The following is a 24,101-nucleotide window of genomic DNA, read 5'->3' on the forward strand; positions in this document are numbered from 1 at the left end:
TAGAATGCCCTCTCTATCGACGGCTCCCTTGGCGCAGGAATGCTACGTGACTGAATTTCCGATCTCGCTCACCCATCCTAAAGTTAAATGCGAAGGCTGCCAGAACAGCATCGAACTGGATTTCGACTTTGCATTTGCCTACCAACCCATCGTCGACTTGCGTGATCGGTCGGTGTTCGCTCATGAGGCCTTGGTACGCGGTACCCATGGCGAAGGTGCCCTGTCGATTTTGAGCCAAGTCAATGCCCAAAATCGCTACCGCTTCGACCAACGATGTCGTACTGAAGCGATTGCTGGAGCAGCGCGATTGGGAATGCGCGAGCACCTGTCGATCAATTTTCTACCCAACGCGGTATACCGGCCAGAGCTGTGTATTCGCAGCACGTTGGAATCAGCCAAGGCGCACAACTTCCCCTTGAGCCAACTGATTTTCGAAACCGTTGAAAGTGAGCATTTGGATAACAATCATCATTTGACCAACATTCTGCGCGAATATCAGGAGTTTGGCTTCAAGACGGCCATTGATGACTTCGGTGCCGGCTACTCAGGGCTGACATTGCTGGCAGATTTTCAACCGGACTTGATTAAACTCGACATGGCACTGGTTAGGGATATTCATTTGGATCGCGCCCGTCAGGCTATTGTTCGAGGCGTTGTCATAATGTGTGAAGAGTTAGGTGTTGCAGTCATCGCTGAAGGCATCGAGCATGCCGAAGAGCGCAATTTTTTGGCCGACTGCGGAATATTTCTCATGCAGGGCTACTTGTTCGCCAAGCCTGCATTCAAAGCTTTAGCCCAGATAAATCCTGGCGCCTGGCAGACTGTTTGAAACATTCGGGATCGCTTTGAAAATATTTGATCATTTGACAGTCGTCGGCCTTCGCGAGTGGGTAGCGCTGCCCCATCTAGGCGTGGCCGGCTTGCGCGCAAAAATCGACACCGGGGCGAGTACATCAAGCCTTCACGCGACTGAAATCGAACCTTTCGAACGCGATGGCCAAAAATGGGTACGCTTCAACGCGCACCTAGGCACCGTGGTTCAGCTACGCCATCGCCGTTGCGAAGCGCTGTTGGTCGCGATGAAAACCATAAAAAGTTCTAACGGGCATACGCAGGTCCGCTACGTAATCCGAACCACGCTGGCGCTGGGTGATCGGGTATGGCCTGTGGAATTTACACTGGCTTGCCGCAAAGCCATGCGCTATCGCTTGTTGCTTGGTTCCAAAGCCCTTATCGACGGCCATTTGGTAGTTAATCCGGGCGCTACATACGTTCAAGAAAAGCCGGTATTTCCGGCATCTATTACTTCTGTCACAGGTGTTGCATGAAGATCGCTGTGCTGTCGCGTAACCCGCGTCTGTATTCCACACGACGCTTGGTCGAAGCAGGTACCGCCCGCGGCCATGAAATGGTGGTGATCGACACCCTGCGCGCATACATGAACATCGCCAGTCATAAGCCGCAAATCCACTATCGCGGCAAGCCATTAGAGGATTTCGATGCAGTGATCCCGCGAATCGGTGCCTCGGTAACGTTTTATGGCTGCGCGGTGCTGCGCCAGTTTGAAATGATGGGCGTATTCCCGCTGAACGAATCAGTAGCTATTGCTCGCTCGCGGGATAAGTTGCGTTCGTTGCAATTGCTTTCACGCCGAGGCGTTGGTTTGCCCGTCACCGGGTTTGCTCACTCACCCGACGACATCCCAGACTTGATCCGCATGGTCAATGGCGCTCCGTTGGTCATCAAAGTCTTAGAGGGCACCCAAGGTATTGGCGTGGTGCTATGTGAAACGGCGACTGCTGCTGAGTCGGTGATTGAAGCGTTCATGGGCCTTAAGCAAGACATTATGGTCCAGGAGTACATCAAGGAAGCAGGCGGCGCCGATATTCGCTGTTTTGTCGTGGGCGACAAAGTTATTGCGTCGATGAAGCGTCAGGCCAAGCCCGGAGAGTTTCGCTCAAACCTACACCGGGGTGGCAGCGCTAGCCTGATCAAGATCACACCTGAAGAACGCATGACAGCCATTCGTGCAGCCAAGGTGATGGGCTTGAGCGTCGCCGGCGTGGATATCCTGCGCTCCAATCACGGTCCTCTGGTTATGGAGGTGAACTCATCACCGGGGCTGGAAGGCATCGAAACCACCACCAACAAAGACGTGGCCGGGATGATCATGGAGTATCTGGAAAAGAACAGCGGCCCGCACATGACGCGGACCAGAGGGAAGGGTTGATAGGCCCTACAGGGTATTCGTCTTACACACTTCAGCTAAACCGCCCCCCTTGGCAACATCAATCCCAGAGGCAAACGCACACGGGCTTCAAGGCCGCCTCCGGATCGATTTCGGAGCTCTACGTTGCCGCCATGCATGGCGGCAATTCGCTTGACGATCGCTAATCCCAACCCGGTACCTTTTCCACTACGCGCCCGGTCGCCACGAATAAAGGGATTGAAGATGATCTCCAGCTCGGATGGATCAATACCCATACCGCGATCCAGGACACTCAGCACTACGTAAGGCGCACTGGCATCTCCAGATACATAAGCGGCGACTTCGATCCCATTGCCCGCGTGATGCATCGCGTTACCAATCAAGTTGTTCAACAACCGCTTAAGCGAAACTCGGCGTAGCGGAAAAGGCGGTATTGGTTCCAGACATAATCGAATTTGCTCCACGGGATGGTTGAAGGGAGCTACCACCTCCCGCACTAAATCACCCAAGTCGACTTCTTCGATTTTTTCATCGCGACCATCGCGAATGAACGCCAGGAATTGATCGAGAATCGCATCCATGTCTTCGATATCGCGAACCATACCCTCCGTTAGCTCGTTTTCATCAGTCATCAACTCCAGCGACAGACGTAAACGAGTCAGAGGTGTGCGCAGGTCATGAGAAACTCCAGCCAACATCAATTCCCGCTCTTGCCCGGCCTGTTCAACGTCTTCGGCCATTTGGTTGAACGCGCGATATACCTCGGCCATCTCACTGGGCGTATCGCTAATCGGCAAACGTACGCTACGTCCCTGGCCGAGCTGGCGGGCGGCGAACACCAAACGCTTAAGCGGTTGATTAAGCTGCCTCACGAAAATCCACGCCGACGCAGTGGATAACAAACCAATGGCTAGGAACCAGCCAAGTACGCTCCAGATCTTCTGACCGCGTAACGGATGCGGGTACAACGGCACTTTGAGCCAACCGTCCCCTAGGCTGGGCGCTCGAACCCAAAGTGCCGGTGGCGCATGCACGCGCAAGCGCACCTCAGTGTCTGCACCTAGCTCAGCCTGCATTTGCCGTTGATATATCTCACTGTAAGGCCAATGTTGCTCGCCCTCCGGTACCCCACCGCCAACCACGCGGATTAGCCCCGCAGCTTCGGCAATTGCCGAGCGGTCTTGCTCATCAGCAGCCCAATAGGCACGTAACGTCAGTGCGACACCGTGGCTGTATTGTCTGTCGACCAGCACGTCTTCGTTCATCAGCAGATAAACCAAGGTCAGTGCTTTGGAAAACAGGACGACAATCAGCACCAGCCATAGGGTGCGAGAGAAGAAGCTTTGCGGGAACCAGAGCGGCGTTTTCATGGCAGTAGCTACACACTTTGCAGGTGCGAGTCAGGCTCGCATAAATGGTGAATCGCGAACAGCGCCAGTCGCGTGAACGCCCGCACCAAACCAGCCGATATCCCGCAATGGGCTATCGACTGTCGGGGCGAGGATCGGCGCGCTTAACAGCTCACTCCTACAAAATGCAGATCACTTGTTTCCAGTACCATCGGGAACGAATACGTAACCCACACCCCATACTGTCTGGATATAGCGAGGCTTGGAAGGGTCCGGCTCGATCAAGCGACGCAAGCGTGAAATTTGTACGTCAATGGAGCGCTCCAGCGCATCCCACTCACGACCACGAGCCAAATTCATTAATTTGTCGCGGGTCAGTGGCTCGCGTGCATGCATGACCAAAGCCTTGAGCACGGCGAATTCACCCGTCGTCAGCATATGCACTTCGGTGCCGCGTTTGAGCTCGCGAGTTGCCAGCGACAGCTCGTAATCACCAAATGTGACGGACTCGTCTTCACTGCCGGGCGCGCCAGGTACGGGTGTGGTCTGACGACGAAGCACAGCCTTGACTCTCGCCATAAGCTCATCGGGGTTGAATGGCTTGGACAGGTAATCGTCCGCACCCAGCTCCAGGCCGCGGATACGGCTCAACTCATCGCCCTTGGCAGTTAACATGATAATCGGCACTTGATTGTTGGCAGCACGCAAACGGCGGCAGGCAGATAGCCCATCTTCGCCGGGCAGCATCAAATCAAGTACGACAAGGTGAAAAACCTCCCGAGCCAGCAGGCGATCCATTTGCTCGACGTTAGCTACAGCACGGGCGCGATACCCTTTGCTCGTAAAAAAGCGCTCTAGCAGGCTGCTTAACCCTGGGTCGTCGTCAACAATGAGGATTTTTTCCCCTTCAGCAGTTTGTGCAATGCTGCTCATTAGATGCTCCTTTGATCTCGGCGCGCATTATGGCGTAGCCGCCGAGTTACGTACTGTAAGCATTGTTAGCAGATTTTACTTGAACCGCCAGTAACTGTTACACCCAACGCCCGTTAGAGGCGCCAATCCCCTTTATCGCAGATCGCCGGGTATAATGCGCCGCCGCGAAGTCAGGCACTCTGGCCGACGCTGCTTGTAAACAGTCGTATATTTTTTGTTCACAATTTGCCAGGTGGTTTTATGGACAGCATCAACAGCCGCATCGCCGAGGAACTCGGTGTACGTCCACAGCAGGTCGCAGCGGCCGTCGCTCTGCTCGATGAAGGTTCAACAGTGCCCTTCATCTCTCGCTACCGCAAAGAAGTAACCGGCAGTCTTGATGACACTCAATTACGTCATCTGGAAGAGCGCCTGCGCTATCTGCGTGAACTCGACGAGCGACGCATCAGCATTCTCGCCAGCATTGAAGAGCAAGGAAAACTAACCCCCGAGCTGGCTCGCGATATTAAACTTGCTGACACCAAAACTCGCCTTGAAGACTTGTATCTGCCCTATAAACAAAAACGCCGCACCAAGGGCCAAATCGCTCTGGAAGCGGGCCTAGGCGAATTGGCCGATGGACTGTTCAACGACCCGAGCCTGACCCCTGAAAGCGAAGCTGCCCGTTTCGTCAATGCCGAAAAAGGCGTGACTGATGCGAAGGCTGCACTCGAAGGCGCCAAATACATTCTGATGGAGCGTTTTGCCGAAGACGCCCATTTGCTCGACAAGCTGCGCAGCTTTCTTAAGCAGGAATCGGTGATCAGTGCTCGGGTGGTGGCTGGCAAAGAAGAAGAAGGCGCGAAATTCCGCGACTACTTCGAACACGACGAGCCGCTAAAAAGCATGCCATCGCATCGCGCCTTGGCTATTTTCCGCGGTCGTAACGAAGGTTTTCTCAGTTCCTCGCTGAAGGTTGGCGAAGAGCTGCCAGGCGCCATGCACCCGTGCGAAATGATGATCAGCGAACGTTTCGGACTGCAAAACCAGAATCGCCCTGCTGATAAGTGGCTGGCCGAAGTGGTGCGTTGGACCTGGAAGGTCAAGCTCTATACCCACTTGGAAACCGATTTGCTCGGCGAGCTACGCGAAGGCGCAGAAACCGAAGCCATCAACGTATTCGCGCACAACTTGCACGACTTGCTGTTGGCCGCGCCCGCCGGCCCCCGCGCCACATTGGGCCTCGACCCTGGTTTGCGCACCGGCTGCAAAGTGGCGGTGGTTGATGCAACCGGCAAGTTGCTGGATTACGCCACGGTTTATCCCCACGTACCTAAGAACCAGTGGGATCAAACCATTGCCGTATTGGCCGCCCTGTGTGCTAAACACGCCGTGGACTTGATCGCCATCGGTAACGGCACCGCCAGCCGGGAAACAGATAAACTGGCCGCCGAACTGATCAAGAAATACCCAGGCTTGAAAATGACCAAGGTGATGGTCTCAGAAGCCGGCGCTTCGGTGTATTCCGCCTCAGAACTGGCTGCCAAAGAGTTCCCTGACCTGGACGTGACCATTCGTGGCGCGGTGTCGATCGCCCGGCGCTTGCAAGACCCGCTGGCTGAGCTGGTGAAAATCGATCCGAAATCCATCGGCGTCGGCCAATACCAGCACGATGTATCGCAGCTAAAACTGGCCCGTGGTCTGGATGCAGTGGTTGAGGACTGCGTGAATGCCGTCGGTGTCGATGTGAATACCGCGTCTGTGGCCTTGCTGGCACGTATTTCTGGCCTCAACTTTACGTTGGCACAAAATATTGTCGCCCACCGCGATGAAAACGGGGCGTTCAAGACCCGCGCCGCGCTGAAGAAAGTCAGCCGTCTTGGCGAAAAAACATATGAGCAAGCTGCCGGGTTCCTGCGTGTCATGAACGGTGATAATCCGCTGGATTCCTCCGCCGTTCACCCGGAAGCTTATCCGCTGGTGAAGCGTATTGCCGCTGAAACCGACCGCGATATCCGCTCGCTGATTGGAGACGCCAGCTTCCTCAAGCGTCTGGATCCGAAAAAATACACCGATGAAACCTTCGGCTTGCCAACCGTGACCGACATTCTGCAAGAGCTAGAAAAACCAGGCCGTGACCCGCGTCCCGAGTTCAAAACCGCCGAGTTCCAGGACGGCGTCGAAGAACTCAAGGATCTGGAGTTGGGCATGATCCTTGAGGGAGTGGTCACCAACGTGACCAACTTTGGCGCCTTCGTCGATATCGGCGTCCATCAAGATGGCTTGGTGCACATATCGGCGTTGTCGGAGAAGTTCATCAAAGACCCCCGTGAAGCAGTGAAAGCTGGCGATGTGGTGAAGGTCAAGGTCATGGAAATTGACATACCGCGTAAACGGGTTGGGCTCTCGATGCGCATGGGTGATACCCCCGGCGAGAAAATTGATGGCGCACGAGGCGCACGTCCCGGTTCGGCTCCGCGCTCGCAACAAAGTAGCCCGCGCAAAGAGGCTCCGACCGCCGCGATTCCGGCCAGCAATGCCATGGCGTCTTTGTTCGCCAACGCCAAGCAGTTGAAGAAGCGCTGATGGATATCCCGGAAGGTCTCACCCAAAGTGCATTTTTTAATACGCTCGGCTGCCGATTGGCTCTTTTGGACCACGGTGTTGCGCACGTCGCGTTGCCGCTAGAGCCTCATCTGCGCAATCGCGGCAACGTAATGCACGGTGGAGCAATCTTCAGCTTGGTCGATATCACCATGGGGCTAGCGTGTTCCAGCTCCCACGGTTTCGATCAACAAAGCGTGACCATCGAATGCAAAATCAACTATGTGCGTTCGGTTTCCGAAGGCGAGGTGCTCTGTATCGCCAAGGTGCTTCACGCCGGGCGACGCACGCTGGTAGTCGAAGCAGAAGTGGTCCAAGGCGATAAATTGATCGCTAAAGCGCAGGGCACATTTGCCGTCATCTAGCTGTCGAGCGTGGATTTGAGTTAATTTCGACACTGCGTAACAGTGTCGAAATTAACTGTTTGCTGTGCGACGAATCTTGCAATGGGGCTTCGGCGTTCCAAACCACAACCAGGCGAAGACATCAGTTCTTCTTTCACCCTTGTAGATGGTCATACCCACCCCCATATTGGGGCGACTGACGCGTGAAGGAATCCAACTTGAGCGAACTTCTCAACCGCCGCCTGGCTTTGCTTAGCGAGCCTACTCACCTCTCCTTGCTGGAGCAGTGCCTACACGGTATTGAGCGTGAATGCTTGCGCGTAACCGACCAGGCACGCTTGGCACAGACCCCACACCCTGAAGCATTGGGTGCCGCGCTGACCAACGAGCAAATCACCACCGACTACTCCGAGTCATTGTTAGAGTTCATCACTCCGGCACTGGCTGACCCGGCTGACACACTGAACAGTCTGGACAAGATCCATCGCTACGCCTACAGCAAACTCGGTGCCGAATACCTGTGGAGCCCGTCAATGCCTTGTCCATTGCCGGCTGAAGAAGATATTCCGATTGCCTACTACGGTACGTCAAACATCGGTCAACTCAAGTACGTCTATCGCAAAGGCCTTGCCTTGAGATACGGCAAAGCGATGCAATGCATTGCGGGGATTCACTACAACTTTTCGCTGCCGGAAAAACTTTGGCCTGTGCTTCGCCAGGCTGAGGACTTTGTCGGCACGGACCGCGACTTTCAATCGTCGTCCTATATCGCTCTGATCCGTAACTTCCGCCGCTACAGTTGGCTATTGATGTACCTGTTTGGCGCATCCCCGGCCTTGGACGCAGGCTTTTTGCGTGGCCGTTCACATCAACTGGAACAATGGGACGCCGACACTTTATTCCTCCCGTACGCCACCAGCTTGCGCATGAGCGATTTGGGCTACCAGAGTAACGCTCAAGCAGGATTAACACCGTGCTACAACGATTTGACCAGCTATATCGACAGCTTGCGTAAGGCGGTAGGCACTCCGTACGCGCCTTATGTCGAGATTGGTACCAGCAAGGACGGTGAATGGATCCAGCTCAACACGAACATTCTGCAGATCGAAAACGAGTACTACTCCAATATCCGTCCGAAACGCGTGACGCACTCGGGCGAACGGCCAATTCAGGCGTTGATGGCCCGTGGCGTGCAATACGTTGAAGTTCGCTGCCTGGATATTAACCCGTTCTTGCCTTTGGGTATCGACTTGCAACAAGCGCGGTTCATTGATGCGTTTGTGCTGTATTGCGCGCTACAGGACAGCCCTCAACTGACTGACAACGAGTGCACCAACGCAGGCTCGAACTTCTTGACCGTGGTCAAGGACGGTCGTCGCCCAGGTCTCGAACTGCGCCGCAATGACAGCACCATCGGCCTGAAAGCATGGGCAACGGAGCTGCTGGAAAAAATCGCTCCATTGGCGCAGTTACTCGATCAAAGCTATGGTGGCGACGAACACTCCAAGTCCCTTGCTTCACAGCTAATAAAGGTCAACGACCCGGCGCTGACTCCATCGGCACAAGTGTTGGCGAGCATGACCAGCCACTCGGAAGGCTTTACCGCATTTTCGTTCCGCCAGAGCCAAGTGCACGCGGAGTATTTCCGCAGCGAACCGCTGAGCGTCGAAGATCAGGCCCACTTCGAAACGTTGGCCCACACCTCAATTGCCGAACAGGCAAAGCTGGAAAAAATCGAAGAAACTGTTGATTTTGATACGTTCGTTGGTTCGTATCAAGCGAGCATTTTGGCGATTAATAACTGAAATAAAAGAGTTTTTGGGACTGAATTCAGTTATTTGGGAAGGAAACGGCGCAGTCATTTAGAAACCGCGCCGCCTGCTATATCGCCACCCAGTGGGCTGCTATTGGCGAAGTGATCTCTGAAAAACCTACAACGCTTTTTCGAATATCTTCGAGTTGCGTTGATAGTTGTAGAGCGAAGCCCTGGCGCTGGGCAGTCGATCGACACTGCTAGGCTCAAATCCGCGCTCACGGAACCAATGCGCTGTTCGAGTAGTGAGTACAAACAGGGTTTTGAGACCCTGTTCCCGCGCACGTAATTCAATCCGCTCCAACAGCACATCGCCGCGACCGCCGTGGCGGTACTCTGGGTTAACGGCTAGGCAGGCCAGCTCACCCGCGTCTGAGTCGGCGATCTGATACAGGGCGGCACAAGCAATGATTAAGCCTTCGCGTTCAACCACGCTGAATTGCTCAATCTCGCGCTCCAAGACTTCCCGCGAACGACGGACTAGAATCCCTTGCTCTTCCAACGGGCTGATCAGGTCCAGCAAACCACCGACGTCTTCAATCGCTGCCTCGCGCACCTGCTCGAACTGCTCCTGCGCGACCAATGTGCCGCCGCCGTCGCGGGTAAACAACTCTGTCAGCAGCGCACCGTCTTCGACGTAGCTGACGATGTGACTACGGCCAACCCCGCCGCGACACGCTTCAGCAGCCGCACCCAACAACTCAGCCTGATAGTTACTGCCTAAACGCTGCATGTGCGCGGGAACCTGCTGCGGACGCAGTTCACGTACCAAACGACCCTGCTCATCCAACAGCCCACGTTCGGCACCGAACAGCAGCAGTTTATCAGCACCCAGATCAATCGCAGCCCGGGTGGCAACGTCTTCACAGGCGATGTTAAAAATCTCGCCCGTTGGCGAATAGCCCAGCGGCGACAGCAACACAATGGAGCGCTCGTCGAGCAAGCGGTTGATACCCTTACGATCCACCCGGCGCACTTCGCCGGTGTGGTGGTAATCCACGCCTTCAACCACGCCAAAGGGCCTTGCTGTGACAAAGTTTCCGCTGGTCACCCGCAGTCGAGAGCCCTGCATCGGGGACGCCGCCAGGTCCATGGACAGACGGGCTTCAATGGCAATACGCAAATGGCCAACCGCGTCGATGACACACTCCAGCGTGGCGGCATTGGTAATGCGTAAATCACGATGAAAATGCGGCGTCAGGCCGCGCGCCGCAAGGCGGCTTTCTATTTGCGGGCGCGAACCATGGACCAATACCAATCGCACGCCCAAGCTGTGCAACAGCACCAAGTCATGGACGATATTGCCGAAATTAGGGTGTGCGACGCCATCGCCGGGGAGCATAACAACGAAGGTGCAATCGCGATGAGCATTGATGTACGGCGAAGCGTGGCGAAGCCAGTTAACGTAGTCGTGCATAACGTGAAGAGCCTGTAAAAATTGGACGAAAGCGTAAGAACACACACAGCCTTGTGGTGGTTATCGTCGGAACAGGCATGGCAACACGCGCACTCTCCTTCTGGTTAAAGGCCTTTCGGCGGCGGCCGGACTCACTGAGCGGCCACCGATTTCAAGCAATAGTAGTCAACCAACTGCCGCAGTAACAGCACCGTAGGCTCCAAGCGTGACATTTCAAGGTGCTCACCGGGCTGATGAGCGCAGGCGATATCACCTGGACCCAGCACCAGCGTCTCGCAACCAAGGCGCTGAAGATAAGGCGCTTCGGTGCCAAACGCTACTGCTTCAGCCCTGTGACCGGTTAATCGCTCCGCGACGCGTACCAGTTCTGCATCAGCGTCTTGCTCGAACGGCGGCGCCTCTGGGAAAAGTGGCGCGTAGTCAATCTGTACCTGATGCTGCTCGGCCAGCGGTTGCAACTTCTGGAGGATCGCGGCGCGCAACACTTGCGGGTCCATGCCGGGCAAAGGCCGCAAGTCGAACTCCAGCGAGCATTGACCACAAATTCGATTAGGGTTGTCGCCCCCATGAATGCAACCGAAGTTCAAGGTCGGGCCGGGAACGCTGAACTGCGGATTACGGTAGTCGAGCTGCCATTGCCGGCGTAAGCCTTTTAACTCAGTGATGGCGTCGTACATCGCTTCTAGTGCGCTATGGCCCAGGCTTGGGTCCGAGGAGTGACCGCTGCGCCCGACAATATTAATACGCTCCATCATCACGCCTTTGTGCAGACGAATTGGCTTCAACCCGGTTGGCTCACCAATCACCGCCGCACGGCCCAGCGGACGACCGGCCTCAGCCAATGCGCGCGCTCCAGCCATGGAGCTTTCTTCGTCGCAAGTGGCAAGGATCAGCAACGGTTGTTTGAACGGTTTATCCAGCAACGGCTGAATCGCTTCGATGACCAACGCGAAAAAACCTTTCATGTCGCAACTGCCCAGCCCTACCCAACGGCCATCGACTTCAGTGAGCTTCAGCGGATCGGTTTTCCACAACGCCTCATCGAACGGCACGGTGTCGCTGTGCCCGGCCAACACCAGGCCACCCGGTCCGCCGCCGAAACTTGCCAGCAAATTAAACTTACCGGGGCTTACTTGCTGAATGTCGCAGGCAAACCCTAAATCGCCCAACCATGTCGCCAAAAGATCGATCACGGCGCGGTTGGACTGATCCAGTGCGGGCTGAGTGCAACTCACCGAAGGCGTAGCGATCATGGCGGCGAATTGTTCTTTCATGGTCGGTAAGCGCATACAGGGTCTCCTAAAAGCGGTGCGACATTCTGTCCATCATAGGGCTATCGCGCCCCACTAATAAACCGTGACTACTCATGTCCTGTACACTGCTCGGCCTTGGCAGCCGCGTAATTGAAGGCTGCACTCCCGTTATTAGCGATTAGCTTGGATTTCCGGCCATGCAGAAAGAAACTGAAATCAAACTCCGCGTCAGCCGCGAAACCCTCGCTGCATTGCGCGAGCATCCGTTATTAAAAAAACGCAACAAAAGCGGTTGGGAGCGGCTTGAGCTGTTCAACCAGTATTTCGATACCCCGGAGCGCGATCTGGCGACCGCCAAAGTGGCTTTGCGCATACGCAAAGATGGCGACGCGATTATTCAGACGATGAAAACTCGTGGTCAGAGCATTGCCGGACTGTCGGAGCGCAATGAATACAACTGGGACATTCCCAAGGCCAAGCTCGACCTGAAGAAACTCGACGGCGAATGCTGGCCAGAACAGCTGGCCGAGCTGGACAAGAAAACCATCAAACCGGTATTTACCACCGATTTCATTCGCGAGCGCGCAGAAATCGCATGGGGTCGTGGCAAAGCTAAAGTCGTGATTGAAGCGGCGCTGGATTTCGGCAAAGTCGTCGCGGGCAAGCAGCAGGAAGAAATCTGCGAACTGGAACTCGAACTGCGTGATGGCGAACCCGCAGCTCTGCTGGAGCTGGCCGCAGAACTGGCCGCCACGCTTGCACTGATGCCATGTGATATCAGCAAAGCTGAGCGCGGTTATCGACTGTTTGACGCCGACAGCTATTCACTGAGCCTGCCAGTGCCGGAACTGACCGCAGAGATGCCACTGGACGACGCCTATTGCGCACTAGCCTGGCATTTGTTGGGTAGCAGCCAGCGTCTTGCCGAACAATATCGTTTCAACGGCCATTGGCGTTTGTTGCAGGACTGGGTGGCGCTGCTCTCCGAATTGCGCGCATTGACCGGGAGCCTCGGTCAAGCCGCGCCCCGGACCTCGACGCATGAGATGCGCGTTTCATTGGATGCGTTGCTTGAAGATTGGCGCCCACTGGTTCAAGCCGGTCAGGACGATCCCGATGTACGTAACGCCGCGCACGAACAATTTGCCGAAGAACTGCAAGACACCCGTTGGGGAGTATTTTCTTTAAACACGTCGCGCTGGCTGTTGGCCCGTAGTTGGACCGCTGATCGCAATACCCGTGGCAATCGCCAAGGCGACGCACAACTGGCCAACTGGGTGCCTCGCCTTCTGGCGGAAGAAGCGACTTCGTTACAATTGGGTCGCTATCAGCAACAGCCAGAGGACTTGGCAGAACAACTGCCGCGTATAGAGCGCATTCAGGCTTGGCTGCATTTGGCACGCGGCTCGCTGAACCTGCCTGAATTGGACCGTCTCTACGGCGAGCTGAACAAGCTTGAGCAACTGGCCCATCAGCCCATCAGCGATGAAGTTCTGGATGCTCGGGTGCAACAGACTGTAGTGGTATTCCAGAGCCGCGCGTGGAAAACACTGTTGCGCCTATAACATTTTCGAATGTCCTGTTGAAGGGGCGGCTACGTCTTCGACGCCGCGCTGGCACAGCAAACAGGGAACATCTGGAGTAGCTCGCCCGCGATCGGCTGCGCAGCAGTCGTAGAACCAGCCACTTTATTCTTCAGTTTGAAGCCGGGCGGCCTGCTATGACCGCTTCGCGCTTCATTGCGGGCAAGCGCGCTCCTTCCAGCATGTATCGCCCTTACCACCGGTTGATTCCAGAACAAACTTTCGTAACCTTTATACTCGGTTCAGGTATCGCAGGCGCCGCGCCGCGGACTACTCTTATCTAGCCGTTTACCGGTCAGAGCAAAGACTGTCCCAAGGAGCCCGAATGTCTGTCCTCGCCTCAGTGAACCCAGACCGTCCGCTGGATTTAAACGATCTACTGCACGACTTGATTGCTCAAGGTTTTACCGACCAGAACTGTGCAGAGGACGCTGTAAAACTGCGTCGCACTACCGTGAATCTTCAGCTGCATCCGCTGGAGTTTCTCGCAGCGCAGCAGTTCGATAACCTGCAGCGTCCCGGAAAAAAACTTGACCTGGAAACCCTTACTGCTTGGCTCGCCCAGCAATCAGGGCAGCCTTACATGCGAATCGACCCGCTGAAGATCAATGTGGCGGCGGTCACGCCGTTGATGTCCTACGCCTTCGCCCAGCGGCACAAGATTCTTGCCGTGGCCGTGGATCGCGAAGCCGTGACCATCGCTAGCGCCCAGCCCCATGTCAGTGCGTGGGAAGCAGATTTAGCTCATGTCTTAAAGCTGCCCATCAAGCGCGTGATCGCCAATCCGGTAGACATTCAGCGACTGACTGTGGAGTTTTTCAGGCTGGCGAAATCCGTCAGCGGAGCCAGCGCGACCGATCAACGACTAAGCAATATGGGCAACTTCGAACAGTTGCTTAAGCTAGGCGCCAGCGATCAGGAGCCCGACGCCAACGACGCGCACATCGTCAATATCGTGGATTGGTTGTTTCAATACGCGTTTCAGCAACGCGCCAGTGACATCCACATCGAGCCGCGCCGCGAGCAGGGCACTGTGCGCTTTCGCATCGATGGCGTGTTGCACAACGTGTATCAATTCCCGGCACAAGTGACCATGGCCATCGTCAGCCGCCTTAAAAGCCTGGGCCGGATGAACGTGGCCGAGAAACGTAAGCCACAAGATGGCCGAGTCAAAACCACTACCCCGGACGGTGGCGAAGTGGAACTGCGGTTGTCGACCCTGCCGACGGCGTTTGGCGAAAAGATGGTAATGCGGATTTTCGACCCGGAAGTGCTGCTGAAAAATTTCGATGAGTTAGGTTTTTCCAGCGATGACCTGCGCCGCTGGCAAGATATGACGCAACAGCCCAATGGCATCATTTTAGTCACCGGACCCACCGGATCAGGCAAAACCACCACGCTGTACACCACGCTGAAAAAGCTGGCAACTTCAGAGGTCAATCTCTGCACTATCGAAGACCCCATTGAGATGGTTGAACCTGCGTTCAATCAGATGCAAGTTCAGTACAACATCGACCTGACCTTTGCCAGTGGCATTCGCGCACTGATGCGTCAAGACCCTGACATCATCATGATCGGCGAGATTCGTGATCTCGAAACCGCCGAAATGGCAATCCAGGCCGCCCTTACCGGACACCTGGTGCTATCGACCTTACACACCAACGACGCGCCCAGCGCCATCAGCCGCCTGCTTGAGCTAGGGGTTCCTCATTACCTGCTCAAGGCGACGATTCTTGGCGTTATGGCCCAGCGATTGGTTCGGACATTGTGTCCGCATTGCAAAGCGCCGATTGAACTGGAAGAAACTGATTGGCAGACCCTCACCCGACCGTGGCAAGCTCCATTGCCCACCGGAGCTCATCGCGCAGTGGGTTGCGCAGAATGCCGAGACACAGGATATCGGGGCCGAGCCGGGGTTTACGAAATCATGCTGATGTCCGATAACGTCAAAGCGCTTATTGCCGCCGACCTAGACATCACAGCAATGCGTCGCCAGGCTTTCAAGGAAGGCATGCGCAGCCTGCGGCTGTCGGGCGCGCTAAAAGTTTCGTCAGGCCTGACCACCCTGGAAGAGGTATTGCGGGTGACACCGCAAAGCGAACAAAAATGATTTTCGCAGCCCCTACCGTGAATTGGCGTAACCGAGGGCGAGGGTTTGCCACATCTTGTGGCAGATCTATGCTCAGTTAAATCGCCCCTGAACATGTATTTCTGCCTAAATGCCCGTTAACCATCAAAACAGGGAACCGTTATGCAAATCGGTAGTGTGCTTTTACTGTTCGTCGCGTTGGCCATCGCCATCGTGTTCATGGGCTTCAAGGTTGTCCCACAGGGCTATCAATGGACGGTTGAACGTTTCGGGCGTTACACGAATACGCTGAAACCGGGCTTGAATATTATTGTGCCGGTGATGGACCGTATCGGCCGCAAGATCAACGTCATGGAAAGCGTGCTCGATATCCCGCCACAAGAAGTCATCACTGCTGACAACGCTACGGTGCAGATAGATGCGGTATGTTTCTTCCAAGTGGTCAATACCGCACAAGCGGCGTATGAGGTGAATAACCTTGAGCACGCAATTCGTAATCTGCTGCAAACCAATATCCGAACTGTATTGGGCTCTATGGAACTCGACGCGATGCTCAGCCAGCGCGACGGTATTAACGAAAAACTCCTGCGCACTGTCGATGAAGCGACCGCGCCGTGGGGCATCAAGATCACCCGCATCGAAATCAAAGACATCAGCCCACCTGCGGACCTGATGGCCGCGATGTCTGGCCAGATGAAAGCCGAGCGGATCAAGCGCGCGCAAATTCTGGAAGCGGAAGGGCTTCGGGCGTCGGCCATTTTGACTGCCGAAGGCAAGAAGCAGGCACAAATCCTTGAAGCTGAAGGCGGTCGTCAGGCGGCTTTCCTTGAATCCGAAGCCCGTGAGCGTCAAGCAGAAGCAGAAGCGCGGGCAACACAAGTGGTGTCCGAAGCCATTGCGTCTGGCAACGTGCAAGCGATCAATTATTTTGTCGCACAGAAATACATTGATGCCTTAGGCAAGTTGGCATCAGCCAACAACAGCAAAGTTATCCTGATGCCGCTTGAAGCCAGCCAAGTGATTGGTGCGGTCGGCGGAATTGGCGAGATTGTCAAAGCCACCTTTGAAAGCAAAAAAGTCTAAGGCGTGACCATGTGGGACTACCTGCAACACCTATCGTTTTGGGATTGGCTGGGGTTGGGCACGGTCTTATTGATTCTTGAAGTTTTTGGCGCTGGTGGCTACTTGCTGTGGATTGGCGTAGCGGCGGCAGGCGTGGGCATTCTTAGTTTTCTGATTCCGGCAATGCCCTGGACACTTCAATTCGTGCTGTTCGCCGTGCTCTCGGTACTAACCGCAGTGTATTGGTGGCAACGTCAACGCAGCGCGATCAGGGTGTCGGATCAACCGGGTTTGAACATGCGCGGTCAGGAGTTGATCGGGCGCACCTTCATCGTTCAAAGCGCAATCATTGGGGGGCGCGGAAAAATCAAGGTCAATGATGGCGTATGGATGGTGGTGGGCCCTGACTTACCGATAGGCAGCCAAGTAAGAGTAGTCAGTCAAGACGGGGCCGTTTTAAAAGTTGAAGCGGCTTCCTGAGGGCCTTACGGAACTCCGACATGGCTTGGGCAATCCAACACATCAGAACAACCACGTCGGAGTTACCCATCATGCGTCTTAAGTTCGCTGTAGCCACGTTAGCTCTGCTTTCACTCCCGGTCGCGTCCGCGATGGCCGACGGTTTTTGGCACGATGTAATCTCATCCGGCGCAACAACCGGCTCCACGTATCTAACATTCAGACACGACCGTAAGTTGATCGTCGCGGCCCAAGACGATGCCGATAGTTTTGTCGCCAGCGATGGTGGTATTCGCGGCCCGTTTCTGGAAGCGGCCATGCAACAAGTGCGTACAGACAACCCGGGCTTGAAAGCGACGGACATGGAACTGGCCAACGCGATCTTGGCTAAAAATCTGGTCGCCGAGAAATAACCCGAAACGGCTACATAACAGCACTCAAGAAAAAGCCTCGACTAGTCGAGGCTTTTTCGTCTATCGAAATCGTTATTCGCCGATAGCAGTCTTATACGCAGCCGAATTCATTAGATTTTCCAGCTCCACAGTATTGCTTGGCTTGAGCTTGAAAATCCACGAGTCATAAGGTGCAGTATTCAGCGCCTCTGGGGTACTGCCCAGCTCTTCGTTAACTGCAACTACTTCGCCAGACAGCGGCGAGTAGATGTCAGATGCGGCTTTGACGGACTCAACCACGCCAGCAGCGTCGCCTGCGGTGAAGAGTTTGCCAATTTCTGGCAACTCTACGAATACTACGTCGCCCAATGCTTCTTGTGCATGGTCGGAGATTCCAACAGTCACCATGCCATCGGCTTCAAGGCGAGCCCATTCGTGACTCTCGGCAAAACGCAGATCAGCGGGGATATTGCTCATTTAGTCATCCTCTACATCAGGTCAGCGGAAAACCCGCCAGAGAAGTTAAATCAAGGCTTTGCCATGACGTACGAAATTAGGTTGTACCACGCGAACTGGATACCACTTGCCGCGGATCTCGACTTCAGCACGGTCGGCGGTTGCCATTGGCACACGAGCCAATGCAATCGACTTGCTTAGCGTAGGCGAGAAACTACCACTGGTGATCTCCCCTTCGCCAATTTTTGAGATTCTAACCACCTGATGCGCCCGTAAAACCCCGCGTTCTTCCAACACCAGCCCGACCAGTTTTGATTTCACCCCAGCGGCCCGCTCAGCTTCCAGTGCACTGCGGCCGATGAAGTTGCGGCCGGCAGGCTCCCAGGCGACAGTCCATGCCATGTTGGCCACCAAAGGTGAAACCTGTTCATCTATGTCTTGGCCATACAAGTTCATACCGGCCTCAAGACGCAATGTGTCGCGGGCTCCCAAGCCAATAGGCGAAATACCTGCGCCGACCAAATCGTTGAAAAAACCACAGGCTTGGTCAACCGGAAGGATGATTTCAAGTCCGTCTTCACCGGTATAACCGGTGCGGGCAATGAACCAGTCGCCCTCGCTGCACCCTTCAAAAGGCCGCAGTTGTTGAATTATTGCGCCACGCTCACCGGTAACCAATTCGGCAATCTTGTGCCGAGCGTGGGGTCCCTGAATAGCCAGCATTGCCAAATCATCGCGTTTGACCAGTTGCACATCGAAGTCAGCCTCATTAGCGCGCATCCAGGCCAAATCCTTTGCGCCAGTAGCGGCATTGACGACCAGACGATACCCGCTGTCGGTGAGGTAGACGATCATATCGTCGACTACACCACCGTCAGGACTGAGCATCGCGCTATAGAGGGCTCGGCCTGGCAGGATCAAACGGCCGACGTCATTGGCGAGCAAATATTGAAGCCAGACCTTTGCCTGACTCCCAGTTATATCGATAACCGTCATGTGGGATACGTCAAATACCCCACAATCGCGGCGCACCTGATGATGCTCCTCGACCTGTGAACCGTAATGCAACGGCATGTCCCAACCGCCAAAGTCGACCATTTTTGCGCCAAGAGCGAGGTGCATGTCAAAGAGCGGCGTACGCTGTCCCATGGGTTTCTCCTTCCGGGCGTGGCGAAGATGCGGAGCGGCGCGACACTGGGAAAGCCTTATAAACATTAGCTTTAGACAGATTCAACCACCCGATTAGTCTGACAGACCGCACCGATTGCGGCGCATTGTAGCCGCATGGTGATAGACCCGCACCTAGCCGATCTGACGGGCTGAACGCCTTATCAAACCGATGACTGGTAGAAGCCCTACTATCACAAGTGTCAAGGCCGGCAACGATGCCCTTGACCACTCGCCTTCGCTGGTCATTTCGAAAATCCTGACGGCCAAGGCATCCCATCCGAATGGACGCATAAGCAACGTTGCAGGCATCTCTTTGAGTACATCTACAAACACTAACAATCCTGCGCTTAGGGCTCCAGGCAGCAATAGAGGCAGGCAGCCATTGAGCGGCGCGTATGCCACTGCAATGAAGCGCACTAGATAGGCCAATAGAAGCGCAAACAGACTACCCAGCAATAAGGGTTTGCCGGCCCCTCCCACCGCCGTCGACAACGGAATGACCCACGCTCGATCCAGGTAGCTAAAGCCCAACATGATCGACACGGCCAGCACCGATCCCGGCAGCGCATAACCGAGGTTGGCCGCACTCAACGCAGAGCGCACCGCCGGGGTTGGAGACAGACGCCGGGCGATGTGAATGGCTGAAGAATACCCATTTGCTCAGCCTGCCACAGGTTGCCGGCATCAACGGTCAGCAGTAAATCAGCCGTGGCGTTTTCGCCTTCGGCCTTGATTCGCTGCATCAAAGGCGCTTCCTTGTCCGTAATGAATTTGATTCTGACCCCAGTTTCGAGGGTGTATGCATCAAATACCGGCTTGATCAGCTCATCAATGCGCGATGAGTACACCACAATCTCGTCGGCGGCTTGTTAGCGAGCACTGTCAGGATCAGGGTCGATAGAAGACGCTTGCTTACCTGCATGGGCATGGCCTCGTGTCAGAATTGAGGCGAAAGGGTAAGAAATACCTTTTGCGATCTCAACCAAACTCACAACAGAGGCGTTACGGAATATCGCACGGGACCATTGAATCGAATAATTGCTCTGCGAGAGCAAATTCATGCACGAATGTCATGATGCGGTATGCCTTAGAGACCGAGCCACATGCCTCTGAAGTGGATTCGATCTCACACGACTCACTGTTTAAACCTGCGCTAACGCAGGCAAATCACCCGTCAACCCCAGCGCCTGACGCACAAACAGAGCTTTAGCATCTGGTAGTCGGTCGACCCATTTCAGGCCGGTGTTGCGCAGCCAGCGCAAGGGCAACGGATTAGCTTGGAACAAACGCTCCAACCCTTCCATTGCGGCCATCAACGCAAGGTTATGCGGCATCCGGCGGCGTTCGTAACGGCTAAGCACCCGCACATCGGCTAAGCGCTCACCGCGATGAGCAGCATGTAACAGAACCTCAGCCAACACGGCGGCATCAAGAAAACCCAGATTGACGCCCTGCCCGGCCAGCGGGTGGATGACGTGCGCCGCATCGCCGATCAGCGCCAAGCCTTCAGCCACGTAGCGTTTGGCATGCCGCTGGCGCAGCGGCACGCAAAGCCGTGGGTCAGCACTCAACACCTCACCGAGACGACCTTCGAACGCTTTTTCCAGCGAGCGACAGAACGCTTCATCGCTTAGCGCCATAAAGCGTTCGGCTTCGGCCGGGGTGACGGACCAAACGATCGAGCACCAATGTTCGCCCTCGCGCTTCAACGGCAGAAATGCCAGCGGCCCCTCATCGGTGAAACGCTGCCAAGCGGTCTGCTGATGCGTGTCAGCGGTGCGCACGCTGGTGACGATGGCGTGATGCAGGTAATCCCATTCCCGAGTGGCGCAGCCTGTCAGGCGACGTACCGCGGAATTGGCTCCATCTGCCGCGATCACCAACGGCGCGCGCAAGGTACGCCCGTCAGCCAGTGTCAGCAGCCAATCGTCCCCGGAACGACGCATCTGTTCCAACCGCGCGTTGGCCAGAAGGCCAATATTGCTGTCGTGCAGCCGCTCCAATAGTGCATCTTGAACCACGCGATTTTCGACAATATGGCCGAGTACGTCAGCGTGCACACTGGCTGCCGAAAAATGGATTTGCCCAGTGCCGCTGCCGTCCCACACCTGCATCTCGCCATAGGGACTAACGCGCCGCGCGGCCATGCCTTCCCAAACATTCAGGCGTTCCAAAATGCGCTGACTAGCGGCAGACAACGCACTGACCCGAGGTTCAAATGCCGACTGCGGATCGAACGGTGTAACACTCATCGCACTACCGTCGAGCAGCACGATATTCAGGCCGCTGCCCTGCAACGCCAGCGCAAGGGCGCTACCCACCATTCCAGCCCCGACAATCAGAAGATCTGCGCGTGTTTCCATGCTTTAAATCATTCCCGCGAATGGCGTAAGCCGTGATGTAAGGGTTCGGGCATCAAGCATCGGGGCGAGTTCCCAGCCCCATGGCTTGACGGGCAAACCAACGTTTTGCGGGGGGCAACAGGTCCAACCCAAGCAAACCCAGATTCCTCCCCGTACCGACTAATGGCTGAACGCTGCCGAACAGTCGTGTAACTTGATCGGAGAAGCCTACGGTCAATAGCTGATCCAAACGCTGGCACTCGCGATACGCCTGCAAGGTGGCAAAATCGCCTGGCAGGCATTCACTCGCCAGCAGCGCTTCGGCCAATGCGTTAGCGTCGCGCAACGACAAGTTGAAGCCTTGCCCAGCAATCGGATGCAGGCTATGAGCGGCGTTGCCCAACACTGCCAAATGCGGACGGACTTGCTCTTGCGCCTCGACGAGTTTCAGCGGATACACATGCCGCGCACCCACCTGTCGCAATGCGCCCAAACGATAGCCAAACGCATTCTGTAGTTCGCTGAGAAAACTGCGCTCATCCAGCGCGATCAGACGCTCGGCGTCCGTACCTCCACGGGTCCAGACCAGAGCGCAACGATTCTCGGGCAGCGGCAATAACGCCATCGGGCCGTCATCGGTGAAGCGCTCGAATGCTTGCCCGCAATGGGCTTCACTCGGCGTGATGTTGGCGATCAGCGCGCTCTGGTTGTAGGGCCGCTCAGTGACGCCGATCCCCAATTGCTCGCGCAGCCCCGAACGGCCGCCATCGGCGAGTATCGCCAGGTCGCATTCCACTTCGGTTTCGTCATCGAGGGTAAGTCGATAGCCATCGCCCAAGGGTTGCATGCGCTTGACCTCGGCCGGACAGCGCCAACTGATCACGTCGCTGTCCAGGCCCTGCCACAGGCATTGACCCAACCAGGCGTTTTCCACCACGTAACCCAATGCCGGCACGCCCTCTTCCATTGCCGACAATCGAGCTGCGCCAAAGCGCCCGCGGTCAGAAACCTGAATTTGCAGGATCGGCTCAGCACGACGGCTGATGTGCTGCCAAAGGCCTAAGCGCTCGTAAATTTTTCGCGCACCAAAGGACAATGCGGACGAACGTGCATCATAGCTCGGTTGATAAGAATCACCGGGGGCGAAGGGTTCAATCAGAACGATCTTCCAGCCCCGCGCCTTTGCTCCTGCTTGAAGGGCCAAAGCCAGGCTTGCCCCGACTAGACCGCCGCCGACGATTGCAATATTGACCCGGCTCATGCTGCCTCGGCTCTCGCAGCAGCCATCAAGGCCTCGATAGCCGCGACCGTCTTGGGCACGCCATGGGAGAGCACTTCACATCCTTGCTTGGTCACCACTACGTCATCCTCGATCCGCACACCGATTCCTCGCCATTTCTTCGCGACGTTTTGATTGTCCGGGGCAATATAAATCCCCGGCTCAACAGTCAGCGTCATGCCGACTTCTAAAACACGCCATTCGCCGCCGACTTTGTAATCGCCAACATCATGTACGTCCATGCCCAGCCAATGACCGGCACGGTGCATGTAAAACGCTTTATAGGCTTCGCTGACGATCAATTCCTCAACGTTGCCCTGCAACAAGCCCAACTCCAACAATCCGGTGGTAATCACTAAAACCGTGGCTTCGTGAGCCTGATTCCAATGCTTGTCGGGCCCAATCGCTGCAAACGCCGCTTCCTGGGATTTAAGCACCAATTCGTAGATCGCTTTTTGCTCGGGCGAAAACGTACCGCTGACCGGAAACGTACGGGTGATGTCGCTGGCGTAGCAATCGATCTCACACCCTGCATCAATCAGTACCAAGTCGCCATCCTTAAGCACCGCGTCGTTCTCCTGATAGTGCAGGATGCAGGCGTTGCGACCCGAAGCGACGATGGAACCGTAGGCCGACATCTTCGCCCCGCCTTTGCGAAATTCATAATCCAGCTCAGCTTCGAGGCTGAATTCATGTAGCCCGGCACGACTGGCCTGCATTGCTCGAACGTGGGCACGCGAAGAGATTTCGGCGGCGCTACGCATAACTTTGATTTCTGCCGCAGATTTATACAGGCGCATGTCATGCAGTAAATGATCTAGCGCAACAAATTCGTTCGGCGGCTGCGCGCCCATATTCGCTTTGGAACGGATGACGTTGATCCAGTCCATCACATGGCGATCAAACTCAGGGTTGCTGCCCATGGCCGAGTACACCCGATCACGGCCTTCGATCAGGCCGGGAAGAATATCGTCGATATCACTGATCGGAAATGCATCGTCGGCACCGAAATCACTCAACGCCCCCTCTTGCCCTGCACGCAGACCATCCCACAGCTCACGCTGGGGATTTCGTTCACGACAGAACAACACGTACTCGCCGTACTCACGGCCGGGTATCAGAACGATGACTGCTTCGGGCTCTGGAAAACCGCTGAGGTACTGGAAGTCGCTGTCCTGACGATAGACATGCTCAACATCGCGGTTGCGAATAGCCACCGCAGCAGCCGGTAAAATCGCGATGCTGTTGGGGACCATTTGCGCCATCAGGGCTTTGCGACGACGGGCGTATTCCGACTTCGGGATATGGATCATAAACAGGTGAAGTCCCCTTATGAGTGCTTTGCGCGGCCGGCCTGACTCGCCGGCA

20 protein-coding genes and 2 pseudogenes are annotated in these 24,101 nt (G+C 55.6%); 11 read left to right on the top strand and 11 right to left on the bottom strand.

Going from position 1 to position 24,101, the window contains the following annotated elements:
• Positions 1 to 46: 46 nt before the first annotated feature.
• The 3 genes from RGW60_RS17520 to rimK are packed head-to-tail and all read left to right on the top strand — an operon-like array spanning position 47 to position 2,230.
• The gene (locus tag RGW60_RS17520; RefSeq protein ID WP_322205763.1) at positions 47 to 829 is read left to right on the top strand and encodes an EAL domain-containing protein; all 783 of its coding nucleotides are present in this window, start codon (positions 47 to 49) and stop codon (positions 827 to 829) included.
• Positions 830 to 845: 16 nt separating this feature from the next.
• Positions 846 to 1,328: an ATP-dependent zinc protease gene (locus RGW60_RS17525; RefSeq protein ID WP_322205764.1), complete on the top strand. Its 483-nt coding sequence runs from the start codon at positions 846 to 848 to the stop codon at positions 1,326 to 1,328.
• The gene (gene rimK, locus RGW60_RS17530; RefSeq protein ID WP_322205765.1) at positions 1,325 to 2,230 is read left to right on the top strand and encodes a 30S ribosomal protein S6--L-glutamate ligase; all 906 of its coding nucleotides are present in this window, start codon (positions 1,325 to 1,327) and stop codon (positions 2,228 to 2,230) included. Before RGW60_RS17525 ends, rimK begins: the two co-directional genes overlap by 4 nt.
• A 35-nt stretch (positions 2,231 to 2,265) precedes the next feature.
• Here rimK and RGW60_RS17535 read toward each other — a convergent pair whose 3' ends face one another.
• Both RGW60_RS17535 and ompR read right to left on the bottom strand, forming a co-directional pair.
• Positions 2,266 to 3,579, bottom strand: coding sequence for an ATP-binding protein (locus tag RGW60_RS17535; RefSeq protein ID WP_322205766.1), 1,314 nt, complete (start codon positions 3,577 to 3,579; stop codon positions 2,266 to 2,268).
• Positions 3,580 to 3,750: 171 nt separating this feature from the next.
• On the bottom strand, positions 3,751 to 4,491 hold the full coding sequence (gene ompR / locus RGW60_RS17540) for a two-component system response regulator OmpR (protein WP_322205767.1): 741 nt from the start codon (positions 4,489 to 4,491) through the stop codon (positions 3,751 to 3,753).
• A 240-nt stretch (positions 4,492 to 4,731) separates the two neighbouring features.
• Between ompR and RGW60_RS17545 the strand changes: the two genes are divergently transcribed.
• From RGW60_RS17545 to gshA, 3 genes are all read left to right on the top strand, one after another.
• Complete coding sequence (locus RGW60_RS17545; RefSeq protein WP_322205768.1) at positions 4,732 to 7,056, top strand: Tex family protein; 2,325 nt, start codon at positions 4,732 to 4,734, stop codon at positions 7,054 to 7,056.
• Positions 7,056 to 7,439, top strand: coding sequence for a PaaI family thioesterase (locus tag RGW60_RS17550; protein ID WP_322205769.1), 384 nt, complete (start codon positions 7,056 to 7,058; stop codon positions 7,437 to 7,439). The genes RGW60_RS17545 and RGW60_RS17550 overlap by 1 nt, the downstream gene beginning before the upstream one ends.
• 197 nt (positions 7,440 to 7,636) lie before the next feature.
• Positions 7,637 to 9,223: a glutamate--cysteine ligase gene (gene gshA, locus RGW60_RS17555; RefSeq protein ID WP_322205770.1), complete on the top strand. Its 1,587-nt coding sequence runs from the start codon at positions 7,637 to 7,639 to the stop codon at positions 9,221 to 9,223.
• A 126-nt stretch (positions 9,224 to 9,349) separates the two neighbouring features.
• Here the strand turns inward: gshA and argA are convergent, their stop codons facing one another.
• Together argA and argE are read right to left on the bottom strand one after the other, a co-directional pair.
• On the bottom strand, positions 9,350 to 10,648 hold the full coding sequence (gene argA / locus RGW60_RS17560; RefSeq protein ID WP_322205771.1) for an amino-acid N-acetyltransferase: 1,299 nt from the start codon (positions 10,646 to 10,648) through the stop codon (positions 9,350 to 9,352).
• Positions 10,649 to 10,779: 131 nt separating this feature from the next.
• Positions 10,780 to 11,937 carry an acetylornithine deacetylase gene (argE, locus tag RGW60_RS17565; protein WP_322205772.1) on the bottom strand — a complete coding sequence of 386 codons (1,158 nt, stop codon included), beginning with the start codon at positions 11,935 to 11,937 and terminating at the stop codon, positions 10,780 to 10,782.
• Positions 11,938 to 12,098: 161 nt separating this feature from the next.
• Between argE and RGW60_RS17570 the strand changes: the two genes are divergently transcribed.
• From RGW60_RS17570 to RGW60_RS17590, 5 genes are all read left to right on the top strand, one after another.
• A complete protein-coding gene (locus RGW60_RS17570) occupies positions 12,099 to 13,466 on the top strand; it encodes an inorganic triphosphatase (RefSeq protein ID WP_322205773.1) in 1,368 nt (455 codons plus the stop codon).
• A gap of 343 nt (positions 13,467 to 13,809) precedes the next feature.
• On the top strand, positions 13,810 to 15,594 hold the full coding sequence (locus RGW60_RS17575; protein WP_322205774.1) for a GspE/PulE family protein: 1,785 nt from the start codon (positions 13,810 to 13,812) through the stop codon (positions 15,592 to 15,594).
• Positions 15,595 to 15,735: 141 nt separating this feature from the next.
• The gene (locus RGW60_RS17580) at positions 15,736 to 16,656 is read left to right on the top strand and encodes an SPFH domain-containing protein (RefSeq protein ID WP_322166567.1); all 921 of its coding nucleotides are present in this window, start codon (positions 15,736 to 15,738) and stop codon (positions 16,654 to 16,656) included.
• A 9-nt stretch (positions 16,657 to 16,665) separates the two neighbouring features.
• Positions 16,666 to 17,115, top strand: coding sequence for an NfeD family protein (locus tag RGW60_RS17585; RefSeq protein ID WP_322205775.1), 450 nt, complete (start codon positions 16,666 to 16,668; stop codon positions 17,113 to 17,115).
• A 71-nt stretch (positions 17,116 to 17,186) separates the two neighbouring features.
• Positions 17,187 to 17,507 (top strand): DUF2388 domain-containing protein, encoded by a 321-nt coding sequence (locus tag RGW60_RS17590; RefSeq protein ID WP_322206956.1) that lies wholly within the window; start codon positions 17,187 to 17,189, stop codon positions 17,505 to 17,507.
• A gap of 72 nt (positions 17,508 to 17,579) precedes the next feature.
• Here RGW60_RS17590 and gcvH read toward each other — a convergent pair whose 3' ends face one another.
• The 7 genes and pseudogenes from gcvH to pepP all read right to left on the bottom strand — a co-directional run bounded on the left by gcvH (position 17,580) and on the right by pepP (position 24,046).
• Positions 17,580 to 17,963, bottom strand: coding sequence for a glycine cleavage system protein GcvH (gene gcvH / locus RGW60_RS17595; RefSeq protein WP_322205776.1), 384 nt, complete (start codon positions 17,961 to 17,963; stop codon positions 17,580 to 17,582).
• A 45-nt stretch (positions 17,964 to 18,008) separates the two neighbouring features.
• On the bottom strand, positions 18,009 to 19,091 hold the full coding sequence (gene gcvT / locus RGW60_RS17600) for a glycine cleavage system aminomethyltransferase GcvT (RefSeq protein WP_322205777.1): 1,083 nt from the start codon (positions 19,089 to 19,091) through the stop codon (positions 18,009 to 18,011).
• 153 nt (positions 19,092 to 19,244) lie between these two features.
• Positions 19,245 to 19,742 (bottom strand): annotated as a pseudogene (locus RGW60_RS17605) (iron ABC transporter permease); the annotation flags it as partial.
• Positions 19,742 to 20,034: pseudogene (locus tag RGW60_RS17610) on the bottom strand (iron ABC transporter substrate-binding protein); the annotation flags it as partial. The pseudogenes RGW60_RS17610 and RGW60_RS17605, both read right to left, overlap by 1 nt.
• A gap of 220 nt (positions 20,035 to 20,254) precedes the next feature.
• Positions 20,255 to 21,475 (bottom strand): 2-octaprenyl-3-methyl-6-methoxy-1,4-benzoquinol hydroxylase, encoded by a 1,221-nt coding sequence (locus RGW60_RS17615; RefSeq protein WP_322205778.1) that lies wholly within the window; start codon positions 21,473 to 21,475, stop codon positions 20,255 to 20,257.
• Between the two features lie 52 nt (positions 21,476 to 21,527).
• On the bottom strand, positions 21,528 to 22,715 hold the full coding sequence (gene ubiH / locus RGW60_RS17620; RefSeq protein WP_322205779.1) for a 2-octaprenyl-6-methoxyphenyl hydroxylase: 1,188 nt from the start codon (positions 22,713 to 22,715) through the stop codon (positions 21,528 to 21,530).
• Positions 22,712 to 24,046, bottom strand: a complete 1,335-nt coding sequence (gene pepP / locus RGW60_RS17625; RefSeq protein ID WP_322205780.1) for a Xaa-Pro aminopeptidase — start codon at positions 24,044 to 24,046, stop codon at positions 22,712 to 22,714. Before pepP ends, ubiH begins: the two co-directional genes overlap by 4 nt.
• Between the last annotated feature and the right edge of the window lie 55 nt (positions 24,047 to 24,101).

The sequence above is a fragment of the Pseudomonas sp. AB6 genome, from assembly GCF_034314105.1.
Taxonomy (GTDB): Bacteria; Pseudomonadota; Gammaproteobacteria; order Pseudomonadales; family Pseudomonadaceae; genus Aquipseudomonas.

Bases quoted from the DNA above. Each gene is read 5' to 3' on its own strand.
- rimK (WP_322205765.1), top strand. From the start codon at position 1,325: ATGAAGATCGCTGTGCTGTCGCGTAACCCGCGTCTGTATTCCACACGA.
- RGW60_RS17535 (WP_322205766.1), bottom strand. From the start codon at position 3,579: ATGAAAACGCCGCTCTGGTTCCCGCAAAGCTTCTTCTCTCGCACCCTA.
- ompR (WP_322205767.1), bottom strand. From the start codon at position 4,491: ATGAGCAGCATTGCACAAACTGCTGAAGGGGAAAAAATCCTCATTGTT.
- RGW60_RS17545 (WP_322205768.1), top strand. From the start codon at position 4,732: ATGGACAGCATCAACAGCCGCATCGCCGAGGAACTCGGTGTACGTCCA.
- RGW60_RS17550 (WP_322205769.1), top strand. From the start codon at position 7,056: ATGGATATCCCGGAAGGTCTCACCCAAAGTGCATTTTTTAATACGCTC.
- argA (WP_322205771.1), bottom strand. From the start codon at position 10,648: ATGCACGACTACGTTAACTGGCTTCGCCACGCTTCGCCGTACATCAAT.
- argE (WP_322205772.1), bottom strand. From the start codon at position 11,937: ATGCGCTTACCGACCATGAAAGAACAATTCGCCGCCATGATCGCTACG.
- RGW60_RS17570 (WP_322205773.1), top strand. From the start codon at position 12,099: ATGCAGAAAGAAACTGAAATCAAACTCCGCGTCAGCCGCGAAACCCTC.
- RGW60_RS17575 (WP_322205774.1), top strand. From the start codon at position 13,810: ATGTCTGTCCTCGCCTCAGTGAACCCAGACCGTCCGCTGGATTTAAAC.
- RGW60_RS17580 (WP_322166567.1), top strand. From the start codon at position 15,736: ATGCAAATCGGTAGTGTGCTTTTACTGTTCGTCGCGTTGGCCATCGCC.
- RGW60_RS17585 (WP_322205775.1), top strand. From the start codon at position 16,666: ATGTGGGACTACCTGCAACACCTATCGTTTTGGGATTGGCTGGGGTTG.
- RGW60_RS17590 (WP_322206956.1), top strand. From the start codon at position 17,187: ATGCGTCTTAAGTTCGCTGTAGCCACGTTAGCTCTGCTTTCACTCCCG.
- gcvH (WP_322205776.1), bottom strand. From the start codon at position 17,963: ATGAGCAATATCCCCGCTGATCTGCGTTTTGCCGAGAGTCACGAATGG.
- gcvT (WP_322205777.1), bottom strand. From the start codon at position 19,091: ATGGGACAGCGTACGCCGCTCTTTGACATGCACCTCGCTCTTGGCGCA.
- RGW60_RS17615 (WP_322205778.1), bottom strand. From the start codon at position 21,475: ATGGAAACACGCGCAGATCTTCTGATTGTCGGGGCTGGAATGGTGGGT.
- ubiH (WP_322205779.1), bottom strand. From the start codon at position 22,715: ATGAGCCGGGTCAATATTGCAATCGTCGGCGGCGGTCTAGTCGGGGCA.
- pepP (WP_322205780.1), bottom strand. From the start codon at position 24,046: ATGATCCATATCCCGAAGTCGGAATACGCCCGTCGTCGCAAAGCCCTG.